The sequence below is a fragment of the Sporosarcina luteola genome (assembly GCF_023715535.1).
GTDB classification, from domain to species: domain Bacteria; phylum Bacillota; class Bacilli; order Bacillales_A; family Planococcaceae; genus Sporosarcina; species Sporosarcina luteola_B.
This window is the reverse complement of the sequence record NZ_JAMBOI010000013.1, coordinates 18,191-43,926: the sequence shown is the minus strand read 5'-3', so window position 1 is coordinate 43,926 and position 25,736 is coordinate 18,191. Positions and strand designations below refer to the sequence as shown.

The 25,736-nt window shown below is 43.1% G+C and carries 27 protein-coding genes; 6 read left to right on the top strand and 21 right to left on the bottom strand.

Features of this window, described 5'->3' with window-relative positions; translation table 11 throughout:
* Window positions 1–50: 50 nt before the first annotated feature.
* The 4 genes from M3191_RS16015 to M3191_RS16000 form a co-directional block, all read right to left on the bottom strand.
* On the bottom strand, window positions 51–956 hold the full coding sequence (locus M3191_RS16015) for an acetamidase/formamidase family protein (RefSeq protein ID WP_435368174.1): 906 nt from the start codon (window positions 954–956) through the stop codon (window positions 51–53).
* A gap of 65 nt (window positions 957–1,021) precedes the next feature.
* Window positions 1,022–1,888: an MBL fold metallo-hydrolase gene (locus M3191_RS16010; RefSeq protein WP_251701373.1), complete on the bottom strand. Its 867-nt coding sequence runs from the start codon at window positions 1,886–1,888 to the stop codon at window positions 1,022–1,024.
* A complete protein-coding gene (gene nhaC, locus M3191_RS16005; RefSeq protein ID WP_251701372.1) occupies window positions 1,885–3,303 on the bottom strand; it encodes a Na+/H+ antiporter NhaC in 1,419 nt (472 codons plus the stop codon). Before nhaC ends, M3191_RS16010 begins: the two co-directional genes overlap by 4 nt.
* Before the next feature lie 546 nt (window positions 3,304–3,849).
* Window positions 3,850–4,221: a nuclear transport factor 2 family protein gene (locus tag M3191_RS16000; RefSeq protein WP_251701371.1), complete on the bottom strand. Its 372-nt coding sequence runs from the start codon at window positions 4,219–4,221 to the stop codon at window positions 3,850–3,852.
* 232 nt (window positions 4,222–4,453) lie between these two features.
* Between M3191_RS16000 and M3191_RS15995 the strand changes: the two genes are divergently transcribed.
* On the top strand, window positions 4,454–6,106 hold the full coding sequence (locus tag M3191_RS15995; RefSeq protein WP_251701370.1) for an alkaline phosphatase: 1,653 nt from the start codon (window positions 4,454–4,456) through the stop codon (window positions 6,104–6,106).
* 304 nt (window positions 6,107–6,410) lie between these two features.
* Complete coding sequence (locus M3191_RS15990) at window positions 6,411–6,815, top strand: DUF1259 domain-containing protein (protein WP_251701369.1); 405 nt, start codon at window positions 6,411–6,413, stop codon at window positions 6,813–6,815.
* A gap of 161 nt (window positions 6,816–6,976) precedes the next feature.
* Here M3191_RS15990 and M3191_RS15985 read toward each other — a convergent pair whose 3' ends face one another.
* The 4 genes from M3191_RS15985 to M3191_RS15970 all read right to left on the bottom strand — a co-directional run bounded on the left by M3191_RS15985 (window position 6,977) and on the right by M3191_RS15970 (window position 10,857).
* Window positions 6,977–7,705 (bottom strand): amino acid ABC transporter ATP-binding protein, encoded by a 729-nt coding sequence (locus M3191_RS15985; RefSeq protein ID WP_285853422.1) that lies wholly within the window; start codon window positions 7,703–7,705, stop codon window positions 6,977–6,979.
* Entirely contained in the window at window positions 7,702–8,346 is a 645-nt protein-coding gene (locus M3191_RS15980; protein ID WP_251701368.1) for an amino acid ABC transporter permease, read from the bottom strand. Before M3191_RS15980 ends, M3191_RS15985 begins: the two co-directional genes overlap by 4 nt.
* 152 nt (window positions 8,347–8,498) lie before the next feature.
* Window positions 8,499–9,263, bottom strand: coding sequence for a transporter substrate-binding domain-containing protein (locus M3191_RS15975; protein WP_251701367.1), 765 nt, complete (start codon window positions 9,261–9,263; stop codon window positions 8,499–8,501).
* Window positions 9,264–9,648: 385 nt separating this feature from the next.
* Window positions 9,649–10,857, bottom strand: coding sequence for an RtcB family protein (locus M3191_RS15970; protein WP_251701366.1), 1,209 nt, complete (start codon window positions 10,855–10,857; stop codon window positions 9,649–9,651).
* A gap of 257 nt (window positions 10,858–11,114) precedes the next feature.
* Here M3191_RS15970 and M3191_RS15965 point away from each other — a divergent pair, with 257 nt between their 5' ends.
* Entirely contained in the window at window positions 11,115–11,918 is an 804-nt protein-coding gene (locus M3191_RS15965; protein ID WP_251701365.1) for a class I SAM-dependent methyltransferase, read from the top strand.
* 82 nt (window positions 11,919–12,000) lie between these two features.
* Here the strand turns inward: M3191_RS15965 and M3191_RS15960 are convergent, their stop codons facing one another.
* The 4 genes from M3191_RS15960 to M3191_RS15945 all read right to left on the bottom strand — a co-directional run bounded on the left by M3191_RS15960 (window position 12,001) and on the right by M3191_RS15945 (window position 16,606).
* Entirely contained in the window at window positions 12,001–12,630 is a 630-nt protein-coding gene (locus M3191_RS15960; protein ID WP_251701364.1) for a hypothetical protein, read from the bottom strand.
* A gap of 141 nt (window positions 12,631–12,771) precedes the next feature.
* Entirely contained in the window at window positions 12,772–14,022 is a 1,251-nt protein-coding gene (locus M3191_RS15955) for an amidohydrolase family protein (RefSeq protein ID WP_251701363.1), read from the bottom strand.
* Between the two features lie 233 nt (window positions 14,023–14,255).
* A complete protein-coding gene (locus M3191_RS15950) occupies window positions 14,256–15,047 on the bottom strand; it encodes a YqhG family protein (protein ID WP_251701362.1) in 792 nt (263 codons plus the stop codon).
* Window positions 15,048–15,064: 17 nt separating this feature from the next.
* The gene (locus tag M3191_RS15945; protein WP_435368172.1) at window positions 15,065–16,606 is read right to left on the bottom strand and encodes a DEAD/DEAH box helicase; all 1,542 of its coding nucleotides are present in this window, start codon (window positions 16,604–16,606) and stop codon (window positions 15,065–15,067) included.
* Between the two features lie 179 nt (window positions 16,607–16,785).
* Here M3191_RS15945 and M3191_RS15940 point away from each other — a divergent pair, with 179 nt between their 5' ends.
* From M3191_RS15940 to M3191_RS15930, 3 genes are all read left to right on the top strand, one after another.
* A complete protein-coding gene (locus M3191_RS15940) occupies window positions 16,786–17,166 on the top strand; it encodes a VOC family protein (protein ID WP_251701360.1) in 381 nt (126 codons plus the stop codon).
* Window positions 17,167–17,437: 271 nt separating this feature from the next.
* Complete coding sequence (locus M3191_RS15935) at window positions 17,438–17,800, top strand: DUF485 domain-containing protein (protein WP_251701359.1); 363 nt, start codon at window positions 17,438–17,440, stop codon at window positions 17,798–17,800.
* Between the two features lie 14 nt (window positions 17,801–17,814).
* On the top strand, window positions 17,815–19,362 hold the full coding sequence (locus M3191_RS15930; protein ID WP_251701358.1) for a solute symporter family protein: 1,548 nt from the start codon (window positions 17,815–17,817) through the stop codon (window positions 19,360–19,362).
* Window positions 19,363–19,426: 64 nt separating this feature from the next.
* Here the strand turns inward: M3191_RS15930 and aspA are convergent, their stop codons facing one another.
* From aspA to M3191_RS15885, 9 genes are all read right to left on the bottom strand, one after another.
* Complete coding sequence (aspA, locus tag M3191_RS15925) at window positions 19,427–20,842, bottom strand: aspartate ammonia-lyase (RefSeq protein WP_251701357.1); 1,416 nt, start codon at window positions 20,840–20,842, stop codon at window positions 19,427–19,429.
* A gap of 183 nt (window positions 20,843–21,025) precedes the next feature.
* Window positions 21,026–21,496, bottom strand: coding sequence for an S-ribosylhomocysteine lyase (locus M3191_RS15920; protein ID WP_251701356.1), 471 nt, complete (start codon window positions 21,494–21,496; stop codon window positions 21,026–21,028).
* 172 nt (window positions 21,497–21,668) lie between these two features.
* A complete protein-coding gene (locus tag M3191_RS15915) occupies window positions 21,669–21,908 on the bottom strand; it encodes a hypothetical protein (protein ID WP_251701355.1) in 240 nt (79 codons plus the stop codon).
* Between the two features lie 239 nt (window positions 21,909–22,147).
* Window positions 22,148–22,795, bottom strand: coding sequence for a hypothetical protein (locus M3191_RS15910; RefSeq protein WP_251701354.1), 648 nt, complete (start codon window positions 22,793–22,795; stop codon window positions 22,148–22,150).
* Window positions 22,796–22,935: 140 nt separating this feature from the next.
* Window positions 22,936–23,151, bottom strand: coding sequence for a sigma factor-like helix-turn-helix DNA-binding protein (locus tag M3191_RS15905; RefSeq protein ID WP_251701353.1), 216 nt, complete (start codon window positions 23,149–23,151; stop codon window positions 22,936–22,938).
* A gap of 22 nt (window positions 23,152–23,173) precedes the next feature.
* The gene (locus tag M3191_RS15900) at window positions 23,174–23,401 is read right to left on the bottom strand and encodes a hypothetical protein (protein WP_251701352.1); all 228 of its coding nucleotides are present in this window, start codon (window positions 23,399–23,401) and stop codon (window positions 23,174–23,176) included.
* Window positions 23,402–23,750: 349 nt separating this feature from the next.
* Window positions 23,751–24,794: a PIN domain-containing protein gene (locus tag M3191_RS15895; RefSeq protein ID WP_251701351.1), complete on the bottom strand. Its 1,044-nt coding sequence runs from the start codon at window positions 24,792–24,794 to the stop codon at window positions 23,751–23,753.
* On the bottom strand, window positions 24,791–24,988 hold the full coding sequence (locus M3191_RS15890; RefSeq protein ID WP_251701350.1) for an XtrA/YqaO family protein: 198 nt from the start codon (window positions 24,986–24,988) through the stop codon (window positions 24,791–24,793). The genes M3191_RS15895 and M3191_RS15890 overlap by 4 nt, the downstream gene beginning before the upstream one ends.
* A gap of 434 nt (window positions 24,989–25,422) precedes the next feature.
* Window positions 25,423–25,731 carry a hypothetical protein gene (locus M3191_RS15885; RefSeq protein WP_251701349.1) on the bottom strand — a complete coding sequence of 103 codons (309 nt, stop codon included), beginning with the start codon at window positions 25,729–25,731 and terminating at the stop codon, window positions 25,423–25,425.
* Window positions 25,732–25,736 lie beyond the last annotated feature (5 nt).

Sequence of the window (25,736 nt, the reverse complement as noted above, 5' to 3'; positions counted from 1 at the left end):
CTCCTTTTGTAAAGCACTGTTTCTTAGATTAGTAGTAGATGTTTTCATTTTCATTCAAAAATAGAAACATCCAACTGACTAAGCACCCATTTAGGCACGACGAATCTTGCTGTCATAAGCGGATCGACGATTTGGCAAATTTCCGATTGGCCGACTGCGCTCATAAGCATCGTCACTTCACTTACAGGAAGAGATGATTTCTCGGCAATGCGCTCAATCATTTCCACCGCTGCCGTTTTTGCTGCTTCATCCAATGTCAGAGCGGATACTATTTGGGTGAATGCTTTTTCATTCTCAAGCATCGGATGGCGCAAAGACACGCCTTTGATGACATCGAGCGTCACAGTAACTTCCCCTGCAACCTCAACGCCAGATACGCTCACTTCACCATCGCCCATCGCGGCATGCAAGTCGCCGAGCGCGAACAATGCTCCTTCTGCAAATACCGGGAAGTACAATGTCGCGCCTTCCGTCACCATTTTATTATCCATATTGCCGCCATGCGCGCCAGGTGTCCCGCAATTCACACCTTCCCCTTCAGGTGCTACACCGATGACGCCAATCATTTTATTCACAGGGATCTGCAGATCATTGAACAGAACAAGATCATCTTTGATAGGGAGGATCTTGGATTCCATTTTGGATAAAGCGTGTCCCATTACACCCAATTCCGGTCCGACAACCATGACGCCTTGGTCCCCGATGTCGATCCGTTCGATCTTCACTTTTAGCACATCACCCGGCATTGCACCTTCCACGTAAAGAGGCCCCGTCGCCGGATTGATTTTATTCCAATCGATTGCAGTTACTTCCGTATCAGCTGATTGAATTTGATTTTGGAAACAATCGTACGTTTGAATCGTGACCGTTGAACCGGCCGGGATGGTCCGTATCGGTTCATGCACCTTATTGAATTCATAGATGATCCCCTCGTTATAACCAATAGTTGTCATCATCCTATCCCCTCTCTATGTAAATTAGTTTCCATAAGCATACTAAACTTTCTTTATTTTTACCAATGTCACAGAATAAACTCCATGCCTTCCTCCGCAATATGAAAACCTTTCATTTCCAGCTCATTCCGAACCGCTCGCTCCTTATCAAGCGCGGGATTCGAGTGATTGAGATGAATAAAATAAATCTCAGTTTGCTCCACTAGATCTTGTAATCGATCCATTGTTTCTGTCATGAGCGGATGAGGGATTTCCCGATAATCCCGGCCAATGTTTGTAAGATCTTCGGTGGAGTGAAATGTGCCGTCAAGTAAGCAGATATCCGCTTCCTTGCACGCTTCATGAATGTCCATGTCCCATTGTTCCCATCGATCGATATCCGGAATGTACAACACTTTCTTCTCCGTCCCTTTAATCCAAAACCCAAATGTCTCTGTAAATTCATTTCTGTGGGGGACATCCACAGGTGTAACGGTGACTTCCGGTGAAACAGCAATCGCTTGACCATCATGCATTTCCTGCACGTCAATATTGTTGAGTTTTGTTAATTGGCTCCAAGGCGCTTGTGCTTCCAATAGATTTTTCATTTTCGTCCCTGCCAGTACTGGTACTTTATTTGCACCGATCGCTTCTCTCCCTAAAAATAACAAACCGGGATAATGGCCTAGATGAGCATGTGTCAAAAAGATGCTCGACATAAGCTGCCCTTGCAGATTGTGCTCCATCTGCACCCTCGCCATCTGCTTTTTCAAATCTGGCGTTACATCGATCAAATGCCAAGCCTTTTCTTCAGGAAGCACAATGGCTAATGACGCTGCAGTGCGCCTGAACGTTGGATTTTCTATGGCTTCCGTACAGTTTTTACAAAAGCAATTTGGATGTGGCAGACCGGCATCTTGAGCCGTTCCTAACACATGTAAAACGACCTTGCTCATAGCGAAACAGCTCCTTCCGTTTTGATTTCATCTTCCTTCCGATAGCTCTTCTTTGTAATGGTCCAGCCGGTGAAACCAAAAATGATATTGATGAGTGGGACTAAAAACGCAAAGAATGCATATGGGATAAATTGTCCTGGACTTACCCCTAGAGTACTTGCTGCAAAGATTGCAGGAACACTCCACGGGACAAGGTTAATGCCTACCGTACCCGCCGCTTCAACACATCTGGAAAGGTTTTTAGTATCGATTCCCATCTCTTTATACGTTTGGACAAATGTTCTTGCAGGTAAAATAATCGCTAACATTTGTGCCCCACTTGCAAATGCCACAACAAAGGTCGAAAGAATGGTCGTGCTGATTAATGTTCCCGTTGAACGGACACCTGCTATCATTTTTCTTGTGACCACTTCAAAAGAGCCGGTTTCTTCAAGAATCCCACCAAAAGCAGTGGCGATGATTAACAGCCCAATTGTTCCTAACATCGATAAGAGACCACCCTTATTCAACAAAGAATCCACCGTAGCCACTCCCGAATCGACTGAAAATCCACTCGTCATCACTTGCGCTATTGAGGAAATGGAAGAGCCCTGAACGATTACTGCAAGTACAGCCCCTAAAAGTCCAACAATCGTTAACGCTGGAATGGCCGGTACACGTTTCATCATCAAAACGATTGTAAATACAGGCATCAGAAGCAGAAGTGGATGAATGGTAAAGACACCTTCCAATCCTATTTTGATTACATTAATGCCAGCCGAATCCACAGCATGGGTTGCTGCACCTGAAAGACCTACGAACCAATATAAAACTAGTGCAATGACAAATGCAGGAATCGTATCCCACAGCATGTGCTTTATATGGCCGAACAAATCCGTTTCTGCCATGGCAGGAGCGATGTTTGTCGTATCGGACAACGGCGATAGTTTATCACCGAAGTATGCCCCGGAAATGACTGCCCCCGCTACAAGCCCCGGAGCAAATCCCAACCCCTCTCCAATCGCCATGAAAGCAATCCCGATTGTCGCAATGGAGGTAAATGAACTTCCCAATGTGATCGAAACAATTCCAGTGATGAGTGCGACAAGTGGAATAAATAACGATGGTTCAATAATGGATAGACCATAGTAAATCATCGTCGGGATTACACCACTCGCAATCCAAGTTCCAACAATGATACCGATAATCAGTAAGATAAAAACTGCGGGCAATGCCCGGGATACCCCATTGACCATCATTTTTTCGATTTTCTCCCAACTCCACCCACAAATTTTTGCGATCACTGCTGCAGCTAACACCCCAATGAGCAGCGGAATATGCATCCCCGCTTTCCATATGAAAATCGAGGAAGCTGCTGAAATTACTAATGCCAATATTGGGATAATTGAAAGTGTGAAAGTCTGTTCCTTTTTCATTTATGACATCTCCTTTTCTTTAACAATCACTTGGGGACTACTAAAAATAAATACAAAAAAACCCCATTCATCCCTTGGAAAGGGACGAAGGAGTTCTCCGCGTTACCACCCTACTTGATGAGCCAAATACGAAATCGGCCATCCACTTCATGTCAAATTGAGAAAAACCGATGGCGTACTTCACCCTGATTGCTGCCTGAATTCTCACCACCCATTCAGTCTCTTGCTGCTGCACACAATCGAGCTACTGCACCATCTCTCATTATCTATGTAATTAAATGTTTCTGCATAAAAGTAATTCTTTGAATCTTATCATGCCCATCCAGGAAGTCAAGTCTTTTTTAAACGTCTTGCATTGTCCGAATTGTTTTGGTGCCTGTGCAGCACACATTTATGACTATTTAGTCTGGTGAATATATATACAGAGAGAGGCCACCCAAACGTTAATTTGGTTGGCCTCTTCTTTCTTTATATGCAATTGTAGTGCATTGTCTGAATAGTGTGCTGCACAGGCACCAGTTTAGGCACCGTTTTTAGGCACCGTTTTTAAAACATCCCATTCTCATTCGGCGATTCTTCTGGTACTGGTTGGCCGACATCCCACATCTCGATGATTTTTCCCTCATGGAAGCGGAAAATATGGACGGCTGCGGCTCCGAGATCGTCAGGGTTCTGTTTGATGTGGGAATAAACCATCACCATTTCCCCTTCTTCAATTGTCTGTTTCACTTCAAGCGTCTTGTTCGGGCTCATGCCGTCATTCTCTTTCATCGCCTTCTTCAGTGATTCCCCATCCCCGGGAAAATATGGATTATGGTGGCGGAGCTCAGGGCTTGCGTACTTCTCGTAAGCCTCGTCAATCTCACCAGCGACGATCATTTGAAGATAATTCACTGCTTGGTCTTGATATGATTCCATGTCACAACACCCTTTCGTATTGGCGCTTAATGGCGCTATGTTTGCCTAGCTCCTATTTCAGATCCTCGAAAGTATTATTCTCCACAAAATCCCGAAGTCCTTTATTCCTGAAAGCAAACTGTCCCATTCTTATTATATTTAACAAATCATTAACCTCACATTCATACTAGATTAATAATCCATCTCTATGATTAATAATGAGTTTACTACTTTCATTGAGGGGGATTTCAGCATGAAGAATCGTTTCAGAAAGAAAGCAGCGGGTATCTCAATCGCTGCTGTTGTAGCTTTCTCAGGTTTAGGTTTTGGCTACAATAGTATCACTGAGGCAAAGAACAAGAAGAATGAACCTACGAACGTCATTATGATGGTGATGGATGGAACGAGTGCAGGTGCTACATCACTTGCAAGATGGTACAAAGGCGGGAACCTTGCAATGGACGAAATCGTGATCGGAGGCGTGCGAACGCATTCCGCTGAATCAGCGATCACCGATTCTGCACCAGCTGCAACCGCTTTGGCGACGGGTCATAAGAGCAATGATAAGGTTGTTGGATTACTTCCCGCACTCGTAAATTCGCCTGGCGTCGATGCGGTTGATCCAGAGAATGCGTACAAACCAGTTGCCAACGTATTAGAAGGTGCAAAGCTGTTAGGGAAGTCGACCGGAATCATCTCCACTTCCGAAATCCAGCATGCAACGCCTGCAGGTTTCTCTGCACACGTACAACACCGCAGCAACTACCAGGACATCGCTGAGCAACAAGTGTACCAGGAAATCGATGTGGTACTCGGCGGAGGAAAAGAGACTTTATTGCCAGGAACATCGAAAAACGCCCGAGTCGACGGTGAAGATTTAACATCAGTGCTGGATGAAAAGGGATACGACTTTGTTGAAACACGTAATGATTTATTAAAATCAAACTCAGATAAAATTTGGGGCTCCTTTGCTCCTTCCGCTCTCGCCTATGACTTTGACCGACAAGCGACGAGCAATCAAGAACCAACGCTTGCTGAAATGACGAAGAAAGCGATCCTTACTCTCTCCAAAGATGAAGATGGCTTCTTCCTATTCGTCGAAGGAAGTAAAGTCGACTGGGCGGCGCATGCAAATGATCCGATCGGCATCATCAGTGATGTGTTGGCATTCGACGATGCAGTTCATGAAGCATTGGAGTTTGCGAAATTAGACGGAAATACGATGGTCATCGCAGTGAGCGACCACGGGAATAGCGGGATTACGATGGGGAATGTCAACACTAATGGCAACTACCCTGAGATTCCAGTTTCAGCGTATATCGATCCTTTGAAGAAAGCGACGATGACGGCTGAAGGTGCATTGAAGCAATTAAACGATGATCGTTCCAATATGAAAAAAGTCGCTGAATTATATGGCTTGGACAATTTGACAGATACAGAAATTGAAGCGTTACAAGCTTCGAAAACTCTGCAAGCGGATATGACGAAGATGTTGTCAGATCGTGCAAACATCGGATTCTCGACAGGCGGTCATACAGGGGAAGATGTCTTCCTGTACGCCTACGGTCCATCAAAACCGTACGGATTAGTAGATAACACTGACATCGCAAAATCAATGGCAACTTTCCTTGGGTTCGATCTGAATAAAACAACGGACAAGCTCTTTGTCAACGCACGCGAGTCATTTGAGAAAAAAGGCTATCAGACGCGTATTGATGTGACAGACGAGAACAACCCTGTATTCATCGCGGGAAAGAAACATATAAAGATCGAACTACCTGTCAATAAAAACATCGCCTATGTAACGAAGAAAAATCAGTCCTACACGAAAACACTAGACGGCGTAACAGTATATAACGGGAAAGATTTCTACGTATCAGAAGCGGCATTAAACCTTTCAAAATAACGGTGCCTGTGTATGGCACATTTATGACATTTCAACTTATCGTATATATATTCGGAAACAAGAAAGTGAAACACTGTTGTGTTTCACTTTTCATTTTGCATTATACAATTATGGTGTATTGTCAGAACTGCGTCAGTACCTGTGCAACAAACATTTATGACTATTCAAGTGGATGATTTATTATACAATACCATGCTGCACAGCGTTTAATTTTAGTATGTTCAATGTTTGTCCCTCTCTCCATTAATGCAACTTCATATAATATTTTTGAACACACTATTTTTTAATGATAGGAGGTATTAAAATGGGTTATGTATCAAGAAAAGACTTATGCGGAGAATTTGGACGCATCCTTGGAGGAAGTAGTAGTATTGTTAATGGAGTTTGTCTCGTTCAACGATTTAGAGATATTCCATTTTCGATTCTTGGGAGAAGAACGAATTCGCCATTAGTAAATCCACAATTTTTCACTTTTGAAGATTTGGACAGGCGCGGAAATGCACTAAATCTTGGCGAAACAGTCCTATTACAAGAGGAAGTCAATCCATTACTTACAGAATTGAGGAAGAGGGATATCATTGTAACCGCAATACATAATCATTGGTTGTTTGAGCAACCACGGGCAATGTATATGCACTTTGAATCTGTCGAACCCCCTCTTGATTTTGCAAGGAAAGTTCGGGAAGCATTTAGAGTACTAAAAATATGATTTGAATAAATACAAAATAAGAACGTTCCCACTAGAACGTTCTTTTATATATGGAAATAAACTATGAGTTCCTTCTTCATCTTACAAGTTCTTTAGTTGAAGAAGTGTGGGGGCCATAGAGAACATGGTCCCCCTGTGTCCGTGCCGGCACCTATCAGTAGTTACAGTACTTTACTTAAAAATGATTTTGTTCGGGTTTCCTGTGGATTTCCAAACAATTCTTCAGGTACATTCTCTTCTACGATGTAACCTCCATCCATAAAAATAACTCGGTCCCCAACTTCACGTGCAAAGCCCATTTCATGCGTCACAACAATCATCGTCATTCCTTCTAATGCAAGTTGTTTCATAACGGAAAGCACATCGCCTACAACTTCGGGGTCAAGTGCGGAAGTAGGTTCGTCGAAAAGCATAATTTTAGGATTCATTGCTAAGGCCCGGGCAATTGCCACACGCTGCTTTTGTCCACCGGAAAGTTCGCTTGGCGACGCTTTCGCTTTATCGGATAAACCGACTTTTGCCAGCAACTCTAGGGCTTGCTTTTCAATTGACTGCTTATCGCCTTTTCGCAGCTTTAACGGCGCGCGCATAATATTCTGAATAACGTTCATATGTGGAAATAAATTAAACTGCTGAAAAACCATTCCGACATTTTCTCTTACTTTATTAATATCAAGCTTCGGATCTGTTATATCTTTGCCATCGATTAGTACATGACCGCCCGTAATCCCTTCCAAGCGGTTTAAGCATCTAAGAAACGTACTCTTGCCTGAACCAGATGGACCGATTACACACACAACTTCCTGTTCCTTAATTTCAACATTTATGTCTTTTAGTACTTCAAGTTCCCCAAAGGACTTTTTAAGATTTCTCACTTGAATCAACGTCATTTTATTTTGTACCTCCTTTCAATAAAGCTGGAAAGTAACGACATCAGGTAGATGATTACAAAATAAATGACGCCAACTGTCAACCATACTTCAAAAGGTTTGAATGTTGTACTCGCATGAACCTTTCCTCTTTGAACAATGTCAGCAATCCCGATAATGGATAAGAGTGAAGTATCTTTGAAACTAATAATGGATTGATTAGTAATAGTCGGCAGCATCGTTCGAAACGCCTGTGGCAACACAATGGTTTGCATCGTTTGCACTTTAGTAAGACCGAGGGATCTAGCGGCTTCAGTTTGCCCTTTGTCAATCGACAGAATTCCTGCACGGATTATTTCAGAGAAATAGGCTCCTGCATTAATTGAAACAGTCAAAATCCCGGCAACTGTCCGATCTAACGAAATAAACTCGAGTCCATTCAATCCAAAATAAATGAAGAATAGTTGAACAATAAATGGAGTTCCTCGAATAATATCCACAAATACTTTCGCAATCCAATTTAACGGTTTTATAGTTGTTAATCGCATAAGTGCAGTTAGTAATCCTATTAAAAAACCAAAGATAATTGAAAAGAAAAAGATATAAAGTGTTACTTTCATTCCTAGAAGTAGATAGGGAAATGCGGCAATTATTGTATCCATCAACTCATCTCCTTATGAGAAACACTCCGCTGTCTCCATATTGCTTTGGCGACAGCAGAGCAGTGATTGGTAAAGGATTTATCGTGAAAAGAATCTTTCCGAGTCTATAAAAAAATATAGCGCAACTAACACGCTATATTTTAAAGTTTCATTTATTCGCCAAGGTATTTAGCTAAAATCTCGTCGTACTCCCCGCTATCACGAAGTTCTTGTAATCCATCATTAATTTTCTTTAGAACATCACTGTGCTTCCCTTTAAGAACTGCAATCCCGTATTGGTCGCCGTTTAAGCGCTCTCCTACAATCTTCAAATCAAGGTTATTTTGAGAGATTGCATATGCAATGACAGGGTAGTCTTCAATCAGGGCATCAGCACTTCCATTTTGAACTTCCTGGAACATTGCCGGGCTGTCATCAAACTGAACAACTTTATAGCCATATTCACTTTCGTGTTCTTGAGCGAAACTTGCACCAGTTGTACCGTTTTTAACAGCAATCACTTTGCCCGATAAATCCTCAAGTGAAGTAATATCTGTCGTTTTGCCGTTAATGACTAACGACAAACCTGCATCAAAGTACGGATCCGAAAAATCAACAACTTCTCTACGCTTGTCAGTGATACTCATACCTGCGATTGCAATATCAAGTTGGTCTGCTTGCATCGCTGGGATAATTCCCCCAAAATCCATTGAGTCGAATTCTATTTCAAATCCTTGGTTCTTTGCAATCGCCGAGATAATATCGATATCGATTCCCGTCAGCTTGCCATCTACCTCAAATTCAAAAGGCGGATACGTATTATCGACTCCGACTTTATATGTTTTTCCTCCCCCTGAACCCGAACTCTTGTCAGCGCCGCATGCTGCAACGACGAGCATAATTGACAACAACAAAACTAAAGCACCAATTTTCTTCATAGTTCATTTCCCCCTTTGTTATTTCCCACTTAAATATAGCACAACCCCAATCAGATTGTTAGCCGTATTTCAAACATTCTTTCAAATGGTGGTGCCTGTGCACGGTACGTTTATGACAATTCAACTATTTGTATTTATATTCAAAAAAAGGAAAGCAAAACACCGATGTGTTCGCTTTCCTGCTTTCAATATATGCAATTGTAGTGTATTGTCTGAATTGTTTTGGCGCCTGTGCAACATACATTTATGACAATTTAATGCAACGAATAATTATACGGTCAAACTCCTAGAAAAGGTTATTCCATCATCATTCACACATAATAAATATACAATTGTAGTGAATAATCTGAGTAGTGTGGTGCACAGGCACCTCAATCTTGGCACCTCAATCTTTAAACGGGTCGTACTCATTCGCGCCGGCCATGCAGACGCCTACTGGTTTTAATACGTGGAGTTCATCGATCGTTTCCTTGTGCGCTTCAAGAACGTCGCGCAATTTGCGGTAGACGAATGGACTTTCATCCGTTCCCCCGCCGCGGAGCTCCACGCCATATTTTTTGATGGCTTGGTCCATCCGCTCCTGGGTGATTTTCCCGCCTCGTCGCGTGCGCGTTTTCCAGTTCATTCGCCCCGCAGCCTCTGTGCGACTCATGATCCTGCCTGCCCCGTGGACCGTGCTATAGAAGGCATCGGCGTTCGCTTCATTCTCTTTGCCACGTACAATGACGGAAATGTCGCCCATGCTCCCCCCAATAAAGCCCATTTGCCCTGGAGCCGAAGGGGTTGCTCCCTTTCTGACGACGATGTACTCCTTGCCGAAGTGGGTTTCTTTCCAAGCGTAATTATGATGGTTGTGCACCTCAAACTCAGTCTCCGCGCCTAAGATGGATAATACCTCATCCATCACATAATCCCTGCCCGCATATGCGTATTTCCCACTCAACGTCATCGCACGATAATATAGGTCGCCCAATTCACTATCCAAATCAATCAATGTCGGCGCCTGCTCCATGCTTTCGCCTGGCGCACGATCATCAAAATCCCGCCCGATCGCCAAGTTCAAAAATCCGCTCGCCGTCTTATGGCCGAACCCTCTGCTGCCAAAGTGATTCGCTACCCACACAGCTCCGGTCTCCTTCTCCACTAACAGATCGACGTAATGGTTCCCGGCTCCAACCGTCCCCAATTGGTCCTTCGCCAATTTCTTCAGTCGGTCGTGTTCCTGCTTGCCGATCTCCTGATACACTGCCCAATCAGGATCGTCGAACACTTCATGGTCCACCTTCTCCTTATTCTTCCGGCCAAAGCCGAACGAAATGGAAGACGCAATTTCATCCATGATACGAGGAATATCCTTTTCGATATCGGCCAACTTCAAATTTGTCCGGACCGCTTTATTCCCGCAGGCAATGTCATAACCGACACCGGACGGCGAAATTTGGCCGTCATACACGACCACGCCCCCGACCGGCTGGCTATATCCGTAATGCCCATCGGCACATAGCACGCCGCCCGCCACCTGCCCTGTCCGCAAGCAATTCTTAAATTGACGCAACGTGTTATCATCATGCACGCCAAAGATTTTCTTCTTCATGAATGCATTCGCCCTTTCTACTTTTCTTTCTGTTATTGTTTCATAAATCCTCACTCCTATCCAGGTTGAAGGGTTTCGGTGCTACGCTTTTATGACTATTTTAATTCAGCCAGCAAGGAGTATATTGACAGTTCCTAAAATTGAATATACAATTGGAAATACTATACACCATGAAATATAACTCTCATCCTCAAGAATTATTTCTTGGAGGCGGGAGTTTTTTTGTTGAATGAATGAGAAAGGGGGATTGATCTAGCATGGATAGCTTAGAAGTTGTAAGGAATTTCTATGATGTAACAGTACAGTATGAGTGGGAACGGCTAGAACGCCACAAAGTTGAATTTGAACTTACCAAACGCTTCTTAAATCGTTATATTATGTCTGAAGATAAAGTATTGGACCTCGGTGGTGGCCCTGGGAAGTATTCTTTATATCTTGCTGAACTTGGTTGCGATGTAACATTAGCTGATCTATCGCAAAACAATGTAGAGTTTGCAATAAATAAAGCAGAAGAATTTGGTCTCCCTCTTAAGGGCATACAAGCAGATAGTCGCGATTTATCCGAATTCGAAGATAATCTATTTGATTTTGTTCTGTGCATGGGCCCGATGTATCACCTTAAAAGCGAAAACGATAGAATCAAAACAATCAAAGAATGTTTGAAAAAACTAAAGCCAAATGGGATTATCTTCGTGTCCTTCATCTCCTCTTATTCGTTCGTTTGGGACTACCTCATACGTAATCCTGAATTTATTTTAGATAATGAGCGAAAAGCACAACTAAACAAAATAGTGGAAGAAGAGGATTTTGCGGGAGAAGGGTTTTCAGACAACTTTTTCATATCACCTAAAAATGTACTTCCATTCTTCAACCATTTCAACCTTGAAAAACTGCATTTAATTAACATCGAAAGTTTTTTATATCTTCGCGAGCCAGAACTGCTCAAGCACCAACCCGAAGTGATCAACGCTTGGTTGGATTTGGCTGAACAGGTATGTGAACGGGAGGATTTGCTTAGTTTCGCTGAACATATAATGTATATAGGTAAAAAAACCGATTAACTCCTTGGTAATTGGTGTCGTGATGGAATTGAATGTAGAATCACAAACAGGGCGCCCCGTCAGCGGGATGCCCTGTCTTTTTTCAATCGAAATCGTCCTCTTCCCAAGGATCGATGTCCGCGTAGATTTTATAGCCATTCTCCCAGTGTCTCTTGATCCACTGAATCGCCTGCACCATCTCTTCACTATGAGCAGCGGCTTTCTCCTCCAGTTTTTGTGCCTCCTGCAGTTTTAAGGCGCACCAAGCTGGGTCCGGAAAAGCTTCAAACCACTCCTTGTCATCCTCTTCCAACGGATCTGTGTGGCACATGCCGTCATCGACCGGCAACATTTTCGGCCAATCCATTTCGAGCCCGACATCTTCCATCAATTGACGGAGGTCAAGGCCGAATGTGAAAGGAAAATTATACTCCGCCACATCATCCTCCTCGTTCGGGAACTGAAGTCTGTATTCTTTAGGATTTACCTCTTTGAACAGCTTTTGAAAAAGCGATTCTTTGCGTGTCGTGTCTTTGATTGTGAAGTTTCTTATGGCCATTAATCTGACCTTATCCGCATATTGCTCAGTTGTGCGATTCGGGTATTCTTCAGCCATGATGGCTCTCCCTTTATCCAATTCCTGCTGTTCTGAAGCTGTCAGTTTTGACCGCAATTCCTTTTTACGAAGGTCCGGAACCTGGAATTGTAGCCTTCGCGATTCTTCTCGATCCATTATGTATGCCTCCCATTGTTCAATTTTGACTATGATTATCTCATCCACTAATTCGACATAACGCAGGAAAGTCCTTTGTACGCGCCATCAGTCAATTAGGAAAATCCCCTCGCCAATACTGCGCAGAGGGGAGTAAACGCTTTATTGTTTCAGGAAATCAATTTCGATCTCATTTTTCCGCGGCTCACGTTTAAACAGATAATCCCCATTCCGGATGGAGATGAGTACTTCCGCTCGTTCACGAATCGCTTCATACGCATCTTGTGCATCCAACACGATAAAGTTAGCCGGCTTCCCTGCTTCGATTCCATACTCATCGTTAACTCTCATAACGTTAGCCCCGTTATATGTAATCAAATCGAGCGCTTTATTGATTTCATCGATATGCGTATAATGTGCTAAATGAATTCCGTTGTCGAGAATGTTCATCATGTTTCCATTCCCTAATGGATACCAGTAATCCGCGATGGAATCTTGAGCGAACGCCACATTATTTCCATTCGCCAATAACTCTTTGACTCGTGTTAAGCCGCGGCGTTTCGGATAGCTGTCGCCGCGTCCTTGTAAGTGAGCATTCTCAGTCGGGCAAGAAATGAAGTTGATTTTTGACTCTCTAAATAAACCTAGCATTTTATTCGCATAGCTGTTTTCAACAGAACCAAAGCTCGTTGTATGGCTTGCCGTTGTATATTCTCCATAATCTTTTTCCATCACAAGCGCATTCAGCACTTCTAAAAATCGGCTATTCGGATCGTCGTTTTCATCACAGTGAATATCAATCATCACATCATATTTTATTGCCATATCGACAATACGCTTCAATGATTCCACGCCATGCTCATAGGAGATTTCAAAGTGAGGGATTCCTCCTGCGACGTCCGCCCCCATTTTAAGCGCCTCTTCCATTAACTGCTCCGCACCTTTGTAGCGGAAGAATCCTTCTTGAGGAAATGCAACAAGTTGTAGAGTGACGATATCTTTTAATTCCTCACGAAGTTTCAGTAAAGCCTTCATCCCTGTCAAATTAGGATCCGTAATATCGACATGCGTACGAATAAATTGAACCCCTTTGCTAACCTCTTTTTGAATCCCTTTCATCGCACGCTCACGCACGAGCTCTTCCGTCAATGATTTCTTATTATCGCTCCAACGCTGAATCCCTTCGAACAACGTCCCAGACACATTGGCATTCCCTTCGCCGAGACCTGAAAAGATGTAATCCAAGTGCAAATGAGGATCTACATAAGGCGGCAGAACTAAACGGCCCTCTAAATCAATCACTTCATCAGCATCGCCCAAATCATTGCCTATCGCTTTGAATTTCTTATCCTCTACTAAAATCTCATGAGATTCCGGATCTCCATATATAGTCGCGTTAATAAACTTTTTCATCTATCTCCACTCCTTTACATTGCTACATATAGCTTAACAAAGAAATTGTGTCGGTGCCTGTGTAACACACATTTATGACTATTCGAGACGCTGATTGTTTTATGCACTCTAACTTCGAACAAACCGCATCCAATCAGCATTCACACAATTCAATTATACAATTGTAGTTAATAATCTGAATTGTGTGCTGCACAGGCACCGCTCATCCCCGCTCATTTTATCGGCCCAGCTCGTCAAATAGATCTTAGGTAAAACAGTCCACCGTTGATGATTTCGACTCGGATTTTGGTTTTATATTGTTCTTCGATCGCTTTTTTCTCGCTCTCGTATGTTTCGGGCTTATCTTCAATTCCTTCGTAGAAATAATCCAACACGCGAATGTCCCGTTGTTGCCGTACTTGCGCCTCTTCCGCCCATGTATGATCGTCTTGCTTTATTTGATTTTCAATTACCGCGTCCAATCGTTCCAAGGCGCGGAGGGGTTTAATCGTATACGGCAAGTGGAATGTGTTTGCAGATATCGCACTCTCCAGATCCAGACCGCTGATTGATTCCTGAAAACCGTTTATAATCATCCCGGTCATCAAGTTAATGCCCAGTGAATAAAGGGTTTCCTGTGTGCGGTGGCTGGAATACGTTATTTTATAATTCACCCCTACCCAAGGCGTCAAGATGATCTGCGCAGGAACTTGAGCCGCGGGCGGTTTCTCATACATCTGCACGAATGAACCGAGCTCATTCGTCACTCGGAACAGTTGACTGAGACGGGGGGATCCGTAGTGGACGACCTCCCCCGCAATGCTCTCCGTCAGCCTGTTTTTATCGGTGATCAATGTCAGTTGGGCAGGAGTCGGCTCGGCTCCCGTGCTCTCTACATACTTCCAATAAAACGGCCGATTCATTATTTTTTTATCCATCTCAATCGTTAATTGAACGTTAACGAAATGCTCATTCTCATGCAAGATGGGGCAATTGTTCTCAATGAAGAACCGTCGTACGTATTGATGAATCTGCTGCGGGTACATACGTAACCTCCTTGCATCTAAATAGACATTTTATATGCGGTTAAAATATCATCCAACTCACCGACAACTTTTTCAAAGACACCGATTTTCACATTCAGCAGCTCCAATATATGGTCCTCAATTGTATGTTTGATTGCCAAATTGTATATATTAACATCATGCTCTTGCCCCAACCGATGGACACGGCCGATCCGTTGTTCCAATTTCATCGGATTCCACGGCAAATCATAATTGATCACATGATGGCAAAATTGAAGGTTGATCCCTTCACTCCCAGATTCCGTGGCAATCAATACCTGTGCCTTTTCCTTGAACAATTGCTTCATCCACTCACGTTTACTCTTGCTGAATTGCCCATTAAACGGAACGCTGACAATGCCCTTTTCATATAGATAGTTCATTAAATAGGTTTGGCTTGCCCGGTACTCCGTGAAAATAATGACCTTCTCTCCGTTCGCTTGCGTAATGATTTCATACGCCTTTTCCGCTTTCGTGTTGACCTTAAGTGCAGCTAACTTCCGCAGCAGTTCCTCTGTATACTCAACTTCGTCCGGCTGCGTACACTTCTTCCGCATTTCATTCAACGTCAGGTAGGCCGCTTCTTTACTGCTGCAAATTTCCTTTTGCAATGTGATCATCGAGAATGCACCCGAGAAGACGGTGGACACGTTTTTCAGCTCTGAAATCATGTCGTACACTTCTTTTTCCTCATCGCTGAACTCGAGCGGAATGATTTGCACACGACGACTCGTCCATTCGATGCCCGTATCATGCCTTGAATTTCTCACCATCACTTGGTTGATCAATTCCTTCAGGAACTCATCCTCTTCCACATTATGCTTGCTCGCGGAAAACACGGATTGGAATGTCTCGAAATTGCCGAGATGCCCTGGTTTTAATAAAGAAATCAAATTGAACAGCTCAAACACATCATTTTGAATCGGTGTAGCTGTTAATAGCAGGCAGAACTTTTTCTTCAGGTTTTGTACGAACTCATAGTTTTTCGTTTTCGGATTCTTTAATTTATGTGCCTCATCGATGATAATTAAATCAAAATCCTGATCATAAAGATTTTCCTTATGAGGACTTCTCTTCGCCATATCAATGCTGGCAATGACGATATTGCAGTAGTTTAAATCATAGGCTTTTTTATATTGGATCACTGGTATATGAAATTTTTGATTCAGTTCCTCGATCCATTGATTCACAAGTGATGCGGGAACGAGGATCAGCGCTTTTTTGACAAGGCCACGAATGAGATATTCTTTCAGAATCAACCCGGCTTGAATTGTCTTCCCGAGACCTACTTCGTCCGCAAGAATCGCTTTCCCGTTCATCCGCTCGATGACCGTCTCTGCCGCCTCCAACTGATGAGGAAAAGGCTTCAGTTCAGGCAAGTATTTTGGACATTGTAGGCCGTCGAAGTCTGTAATCAATTTCGCTTTTTCAACGTCATAGCACATCTTATACAACGTCCAATTATCCCAAGCTCTGCGATTCTCCAACCGTTCAACAAAGCCTTCTTTCCAATCGGACGACCATTCTATTTGCATAAACATCCCCTCATCCGATATTTTCTTGTTAGATTGTCCAAAAACGGAAATCCTATGTGTATGACGGACCCAACACTGCTTTTTTGGCAATCAAATTCTCAATGAATTATTGTTTATTGCAAAATACTCCTTTATACTCAACTGGAAACGTCTGAATTTTTAAAACGCATGAGGGGGAAGAAAACATGAAACTCGGAGCATTCTCTGTAAGTTTGAACGTGAAAGACATTCACGCATCGAAATCATTTTACGAAAACCTTGGATTCGATTCGTTCGGAGGAGACATAAATCAGAACTGGCTCATTATGAAAAATGAAGATACGATCATCGGTCTCTTCCAAGGAATGTTCGAAAAAAACATTCTTACATTTAATCCTGGTTGGAATCAAAACGCCGAAAACCTCGATTCATTTACGGATGTCAGAGACCTTCAAAAGCAGCTGAAAGAGAAAGAGGTTCACCTGTTGACCGAGGCGGATGAAGCTAGTGACGGTGTTGCGCATTTCACACTTGAAGATCCCGATGGCAATCTAATCCTTGTAGATCAACATGTGAATCGCCCATAAAAACACTACTAACTAAACACAATCCATCCTTTGAGGATCTGCTCAAGGATGGATTTTTTCTGTTCAGCTCGCCATCCCAATTTGTTACCTTTTACTCATTATTCGATTTTTCCAACAGTTTTATAAATATAATATTGATTATTTTCTGTTACTTTGTTACGTTGTACAATATGGCATGTTGGAAGTCTTCCAAACTAGTCAGGGTTGATATGGGGATCAGCTCATGTAAGCTTCAGCATGGCGTACATTTAGCGGCAAAGGGGATGAAGGAATGACAGTGAAGATGAAGAACGCGCAGACGCCTAAAAATCGGAAAGGGACGCTGTTGACGGACGGTCAGCTCGATTATGAACGGCTCATCGAAACGGATGAGTTCAAGCAGCTTGTGAAAAAGAAGAAGCACTTTTTCAGGCCTTATGTCATCGCTTTTTTTGCGATCTATTTAATGCTTCCGATTTTGACGGGGTATACGTCAATCCTTGAAGCGCGGGCGATCGGCTGGATGACGTGGACGTGGGTCTATGCTTTTGGAATGTTCGTCATGGTTTGGGTGCTTACACAGATTTATGTAAAAAAGGCTAGATCATTCGATAAAGACGTCGAGCATTTGCTCGGTAAACACGTTCGGAAATAAGGGGGGAATCAATCATGAGTTTTTGGTCCTATTCAATCTTTTTTGCAGTTATCGCTTTAACGCTATACATCACCTATTGGGCAGCTAAACAGACGCGTACAGCTAGTGAGTTTTACACGGCTGGCGGATCGCTGACAGGTTGGCAGAACGGGATGGCCATTGCAGGGGACTATTTATCAGCTGCCTCATTCCTAGGGATTGCCGGAGCCATTTCACTGAACGGCTTTGACGGCTTCTATTACAGTGTCGGCTGGTTGACCGCTTATCTGGTCGTTCTATTTTTAATCGCGGAACCGCTTCGGAATCTTGGGAAGTACACGATGGCCGATATGATCGGTTCGCGTTTCGGAGCTAAGAAAGTCCGTGGGGCTGCTGCACTTAATACGATCACGATCGTCCTTTTCTATATGCTTGCACAGCTGGTCGGAGCAGGCGCGCTCATCAAGCTGCTCTTCGGCATTGAATACTGGATTTCAGTTCTTATTGTCGGCGTGATGATGTTGGTTTATGTTCTATTCGGTGGAATGACTGCGACGAGTTGGGTGCAGATCATCAAGGCGATTTTGCTGATGGTTGGGACAATTGTTATTTCATTCCTCGTTCTTATGAAATTCAATTTTAACTTCATCGGTATGTTCGATGTCATGCGGACAGCAACGGTACACGGGGAATCGTATCTCCATTCCGGTGTCGTCTATAAAGATCCGATCGGGCTCATTTCAGTGTTACTCGCACTCGTTCTCGGAACTGCAGGACTGCCACACATCCTCATGCGCTTCTTTACGGTTAAAGACGCAAAAACAGCGCGTTCTTCCGTCGTGTACGCAGTGTGGATCATCGGTATTTTCTACGTCATGACGATTTTCCTTGGGTTCGGTGCCGCTAAATTCGTCGGTGCAGATGCGATTATCGCGGAAAATAAGGCAGGCAATATGGCCGCTCCAATGCTAGCAGGGGTACTCGGTGGGGATCCGCTTGAATCATTCGTCGCCGCTGTTGCATTTGCTACAATTCTCGCAGTCGTTGCAGGTCTCGTGCTGTCCGGCGCATCGGCAATCGCACATGACCTTTACGCGGAAATCATCAAAAAAGGAAAAGTGACGGAAAAACAGCAAGTGTTTGCAGCCCGGATGGCAGCAATCGGTGTCTCTGTCGTTTCCATCTTGCTTGCGCTCGGATCTGAAAAGCTCAATGTCGCGTTCCTCGTCTCGCTCGCATTCTGTATCGCCGCGTCAGCGAACGTTCCGACAATCCTGTTCACGATTTACTGGCGCAAATTCAATACGACAGGCGCGGTTGCATCGATGCTGACGGGGCTCATCACCGCCCTCGTACTCGTCGCGGTCAGCCCGAACGTCATCAATCCGGTCGAAGGTGCTGCATTCTTCGTAGGCGAACCGCTCTTCCCGTTCGTCAATCCGGCAATCATCTCCATTCCGGCCGGGTTCCTTGCTGCCATCGTCGGCACATATATCGGTGCGAAACGCCACGAAGCTGCGGAAGTCGCTTATGCGGAAGTCCGTTTCAAAGCGGAAACTGGCTATCGTGGTGCGGAAGGATAATTTTATAAAATAGGAAAAGCCCTCGGAACCGAGAAATCGGTTTCCGGGGGCTTTGTTGTAGTTTTTAAGAATGCGCTACGCCTTCCCTTTTCATTTCAGTCATTTGATAAGGGTCAAGCAAGCGGGTCAACTCGTCGAGTGTGAGTACATTGTAACGCAGGCAAAGTTCCTTAAGCGGGACGCCTGTTTCGAATGATTCGCGTGCGATTTTCGATGACATTTCATAACCGATGTATGGCGTGAGCGCCGTGATCGTGCCGATGCTTCTTTCCACATAGTCCTGCATTTGCGAGACGTTCGCTGTGATTCCGCTGATGCAGTACTTGCGGAACACTTCGATGCCGTTTTTCATGACCGTCAATGATTGCAATAAATTATAGACAAGGACAGGCTCCATGACATTCAATTCAAATTGGCCGGCTTCGGAAGCGAGGCTGATTGTATGATCGTTGCCGATGACTTGGAAGGCGATCTGGTTCATCACTTCCGCCATGACCGGATTCACTTTTCCAGGCATGATCGATGAGCCTGGCTGCCTTGCCGGAAGATTGATTTCATTCAGACCGGCTTTAGGACCTGACGCCATGAGACGTAGATCATTGGCCATTTTCGAGAGATTGATCATGCAAATTTTCAAGGCTGAAGAAAGTTCTGTATACACGTCCGTATTCTGCGTTGAATCGATCAGGTTGCTAGCAGACTTCAATGGCAAACCGCTTATCGTGCGAAGTTGTTCCACCGCAGTTTCAATGTATTGCGCATTTGCATTCAGCCCAGTACCGATTGCTGTCGCGCCCATATTGATCTCGGAAAGATGCACTCTCGTCCTGCCAATCCGTTCGATATCACGTTCGATGACACTTCGGTACGCGCTGAATTCCTGGCCTAACCGGACGGGAACAGCATCCTGCAGATGAGTTCTTCCCATCTTGATGACGCCATCGAATTCCTTTTCCTTCGTCTTCAGCTCGTCCACAAATCGCTCAAGCGTTTCCACCAGCTGATTGACCATTTGGTGTGTCGCAATTTTAATCGCCGTCGGGAATGCATCATTTGTCGACTGGGACATATTAACGTGGTTGTTCGGACTGATGAAGCTGTAATCGCCCTTGTCACGCCCCATGATTTCAAGCGCACGGTTCGCGATCACTTCATTCGCATTCATGTTGAATGAAGTGCCTGCACCCCCTTGAATCGGATCGACGATGAACTGGTCCGTCAATGCCCCCTCGATCACTTCGTCCGAAGCCTCGACGATGGCAAACCCGATATCCTTCGGTAGATCATTAACAAGCACATTCGAAATGGCTGCAGCTTTTTTCACAATCCCGATCGCGCGAATCAATTCCGGGTGCATGCGCTCTTTCGTAATTGGAAAGTTTTCAGTCGCCCGTATCGTTTGAATCCCGTAATATACATGATTTGGAACTTCTTTTTCCCCTAAGAAATCCTTTTCGATTCTTCCGGATAATAAATTCATTTGTCCCTTTTCCTCTCGTTATGTAGATCGCCAATATGGCGTACGCTGAACATTGCCTGAGCAGTTTTATTCTGCCTGGCATCATGTCCATCGTACGCCTTTTATTGTAGGAATGCTATCGTTATTTTCGGGAAAAGCCAATCCATATTTAGAAGCGCAAACGTTGTAATTCTTAGGTCTTATTTAAAACACAGTCGTCCACTCAGCCCGCTTTTCCAACATCTCTTTTGCCGCTTTTTTGGCACCCTCAAGGCTATGGCTTGCAGCCCATCCGCATTGCACTTCATTGCATGCCGGCACCTCATCTGCAACTAATACATCATTCAATGTCTTTTCCAATATATCGAGTACGTCTTCGTAATTATCGTGATTGATAAGCGCCAAATAATACCCAGTTTGGCATCCCATCGGACTAATGTCCACGATTTTTTCAGAATGGTTCCTACTGAACTCCGCCATCATATGCTCCAATGAATGAATTGCAGGCATTTCAAGATGTTCCTTGTTCGGCTGACAAAAACGGATGTCATACTTCCGGATGACATCGCCATTAATTCCTTCTTTCACCCCAGCAAGTCGCACAAACGGAGCTTTCACTTTTGTATGATCCAAATTAAAACTTTCCACATTCATCTTTTTTTCTGTCGCAGACATCTCCATCACTCCTTTTCATCGCATCCATGTAATTACTATTACCTTATCGATTTACTTGGATTAATGTCAGAATATCAGTATTCTGAATAGGTTGCAAGATTAAAAAAGTTCAAAAAAAGGTTAATGTGAATCAATTCTCGTTCGTGTTGATGCAAAGGTGTGTATTGATCTATTAAACAAACTTCCTCCATCGAACACGCTTGAGGTAATCAATAATGTCGATATGCCCTCCACCGAGCAATGTATCAAGTGTTTGAATTGAAGCTAGTTCTGACCAGTAAGAAGCTTCCCCGACGTCAGCACGGACGTTGTACCACATTTCCTTGAAACGACTAAAAGCGAAGTTGACAACCTTTTTCCCGCCTTCTTCTTCGATGACAACCGGACGTTCACCGTAATAGGTACCCATCATATCGAACAGGATTCGTCCAATGTCTTCTATCCATTCGAATAGGTTGGATCTCGGACTATATCCTCGTCAATAAGACCATCTCTAGCCCAGCATTCAATCTCAAATAACTTCGGCTCTACATGCGTATGATACTTACTACGACGTCAACCCTTGTTTTTACTCACTGCACATCACCACCCCCATCTGGTAGACCCTTAGTGTATTTTTAGGCATAGAAAAAGCACCTCCAAAGAGATGCACTAGTCTAATTTTGTTATTGGCGCGAATTTTGCAAGCAATCGCTTTAAGCCGACAGGTTCGGCAAATACCACATCAATTTCTGTATTCTCGTTCTGCCCATTAACTGCAGTTATTTTACCCACTCCCCACTTTTTATGCATTACTTTATCTCCAATTCGATAAGACATCTTCGGGGATGCTGCTTTGTTATTACGATTCATTTCATGAAGTATATCTTCTAATTCTAATTCAGCCAGTGTAAACTCCTTGCGATATTTTTCCTCAAGTTCTTCGGGACTAATTTCACTACTGCTATTTATACTTTTTCCTACCTCAGTGATTACATCGTCAATTTTTTGCCGATAAACCTTGACGAGGACATCTGGATCAATTTTATTAACTTTTTCATCCACACTATTTAATTTTTCATTCATAATTGACATTGTTACTTTCAAACTCGTTGAAAGCTCCTTATTGTCTCTTGATTGGCTTAACGCAATAAATATCGCTACCAAAGCTAATGCTATTGAAACTGCACTTGAAACTATACTGAAGTTCAACTCTATATTTTTATCTTTAGCAAAGATTGACGCTATCAATAAAATAATGATACTAATTAATGCCCCGAGTAACCATAACCAATCACGATTTGTCCAATTCTTAAACAAATCCTCACCCCCTCGTACAATAATATCAGGAGGAAAGAACCTAGACAACTACTCATATGTATCGGGGCTGTTGGAGGGGGATGGTCGCTCGGACGCACCTCCTCTTTTATTCTCCCCCTCATATATGCAGACTTCGTATATCAAGCGTATATCACAGAATCTTTTTCCACCCTATCTTTTATCTTCTTTTTGGCTCTACGGATGGATTGCTGGACCATGCTTTTGCTTACGCCTAATTCAACAGCAATATCTCCCATGCTCCTATTCTGTGCAATGTGGAGAAGATAGCATTGTCTTTCCCGTAGAGAGAAGGATGCAAGGATGTCGGCAAGAATGATTTTTCCTTCCCTCGTCATATACAGATGTTTTTTATTTATGTCAGCTGTTTAAAAGCTGCTCCGCGATATCCGGAATCAAATCGATATTTCCATAAGATCTTCGTTGATAAACCGATTTTTTATCCATCCCCCGGAACACCCCCGGCTGTCTGACGTTCGTCATCCACTCCATGGAGTAGGTCATGCTTTCAATCATGCTGTTGATATGCTTTAAATCCTCTTTTTCTATCGAATTGTTCCTGTCTATTCTTTCTGCATATCTTTTCAAATCCTACCGCCCTAATGAATATTCCTGTATCAATTGATCCGCTCACCCTAACACGGAACCCCCTCCTATTTCTGGCTAAAAGCCCCACCTTTTTTTCTTCCATAAGTCGGCCGATTCGCCCCCATCAATTCTCTAAGGTCATGATCTGACAATTTCTCCGGCTTTCTTCGCCATGACTTCCCATCAATCTGTTTTACTCATGTGTCTTGTCCCTTGAAAAATCCTTTTTCTTCAAGCTGATCTTGCAACGTTCTCATTTCCTCACTCCCTTTTACGAAATAAAAAAGAGAACAACGATGACACAGCGGAGAGCTGTAATCAAGGTTGTCCTCCAGTTGACTGTCGGGGACTAAATATAATCTATTTCCACATCTTCCACATACTCCACGGCCGCCTTTTCAATTTCATAAGCCGCAGTACAATTAAAAGCTAAATCAATTGACCTTGTCGGGGATTGCAAAAACTCATCCTCTCCTGGTTCGTACATAGGATTTCTGATTTCAACCGAGTACTCTACTTCAGCATTAAATGTGATAGGTATATAGAAATAATCTTCAGACTCTAAAACATCAATATCAGTGTTTATTTCTACCTTGTGAATCTTCGAAATGTAGTAATCAGCTCCCCAGCCCTCGAAGTAATCATCAGAAAAAGTATTGTTTGTAAAAAAGTTATACATTGCCCCTTCTATAGCGGAATTATATGAGGAGTTATTATTTAAAAATTCTTCTATAGCTTCGACTAACTCGCCTTCTTCCTGAAAAGAAAACAAGTGTGTTTTCAAGTACTCTATTTCTTTCAAAAAGTCATTTATACTCTTAAAGTATTTAATCCTACCCGAAAGATCATTGTAATCTGAATGTAATCTATATTGACCCGATCCAGCATCTTCAGCAAAGTCTTTTTTGTTTTCTGAAATCAAATATACTTTTTCATCTTCATGTTCTTCGGCGTATTCATAAATAGACTCCCAAATTATTGCGTCCTTGAATTCCTCTTTATTGTCCCTAAAGGGCATCTCTGAATTATACAGTCTGGAAACTGCATTCTCAGTTGCCTCTGCGGAAGGTATACTGACGTAAAAGAGTTGTTCAAGATCAGATTTATACTCATCAACGAGCTTGGTTTTAGTTTCTTTTCTGTCAAACCCGATTTCAATATCTGCTAATCTACTCATTTTGGATTGAAAACCCTTTATGTGTCTCATAGCGGAGCTAACTTCTTTACCGTAGTTATCCACTATTTCATGTAGATTCATCTCAGTTATATACAGTTTAAAGTTTTCATCCTTGTTCAACTCCTCGTGAGCTGTAAATAGGTCGGTGAATTCCTGCCCGTCCATTTTATAGTTTTTCACAAATAAGTTGGTATCTAGAAAAACAGCAATTGTCAAAAGTCTTCCCCCTTATCACATTTAATACGAGTCACTTTACCTTTAAACGTCTTGATCGTTGTTTCAGCGTGCGGAGGAAGTTCGGCCACTTTAGCCCTCCCTTCACTGAGCACGATGACGCACGATGCTGGTAGTTCCATTATATCAATATTTAGGATGCCGTGGGTATCTATATTTATTTCCTTCAAACGCATGGAAGGACCTCCTTTTTTATAACCGATATAGTTATCATTTACCTAACCGCGTATTTCCTAAAGGGAAAATGCAAGTGTTTCTTATAATTGTAATTCTTGATATCTATGCTTTAATCTTTGTTTGTCTCGGAATGAAATATTTACTTCGTACGATCAAGCGGGCAATTAGGAAAATCGCCAAAGACTTTTACAACGATTGACAAAATATAATACGCGGCCACTACAACCCTCTACCAAGGGGGAAGTAGTGGCCATTAATAAATAGAAATAAACAAATTTACAGTGACCAGTTATTTAAAACGCCAACCAAAGTTCCTTGATCACACATGCCAACCCATATATAGCAGCGGTAAACCATGCTACATCGCAATCCCATTCAAATAAACCGCATGCATTTCAGTAACGAGGAGTTTATATATCTTCTCTTTCATCGTTCACCCAACCTCGACCAACTTTTTTATTCGCACTGTTTCACGTTCAAGTAAAATCGCAAGCAACTTCCGTTCGTCCATTATTTCATTCTGCCAGCCACCGGAAGTCTCGTCCCGATCGGCCAACTCATCACGCTCTGCAGTCAGTTGCTTAATTGTGCATAGCTGATTCTGGATGATCCCGTCTTTCAGGATAATAGCTTCTTTCAATCCTTCAATTTCATTTTCATAAACACTATGTGTAGCTGCAGCAGACGAAATTATATCTACCGGTTTCCCGGTAACACTGTTATCTTTAGGCGACTTGTCCAAGACCT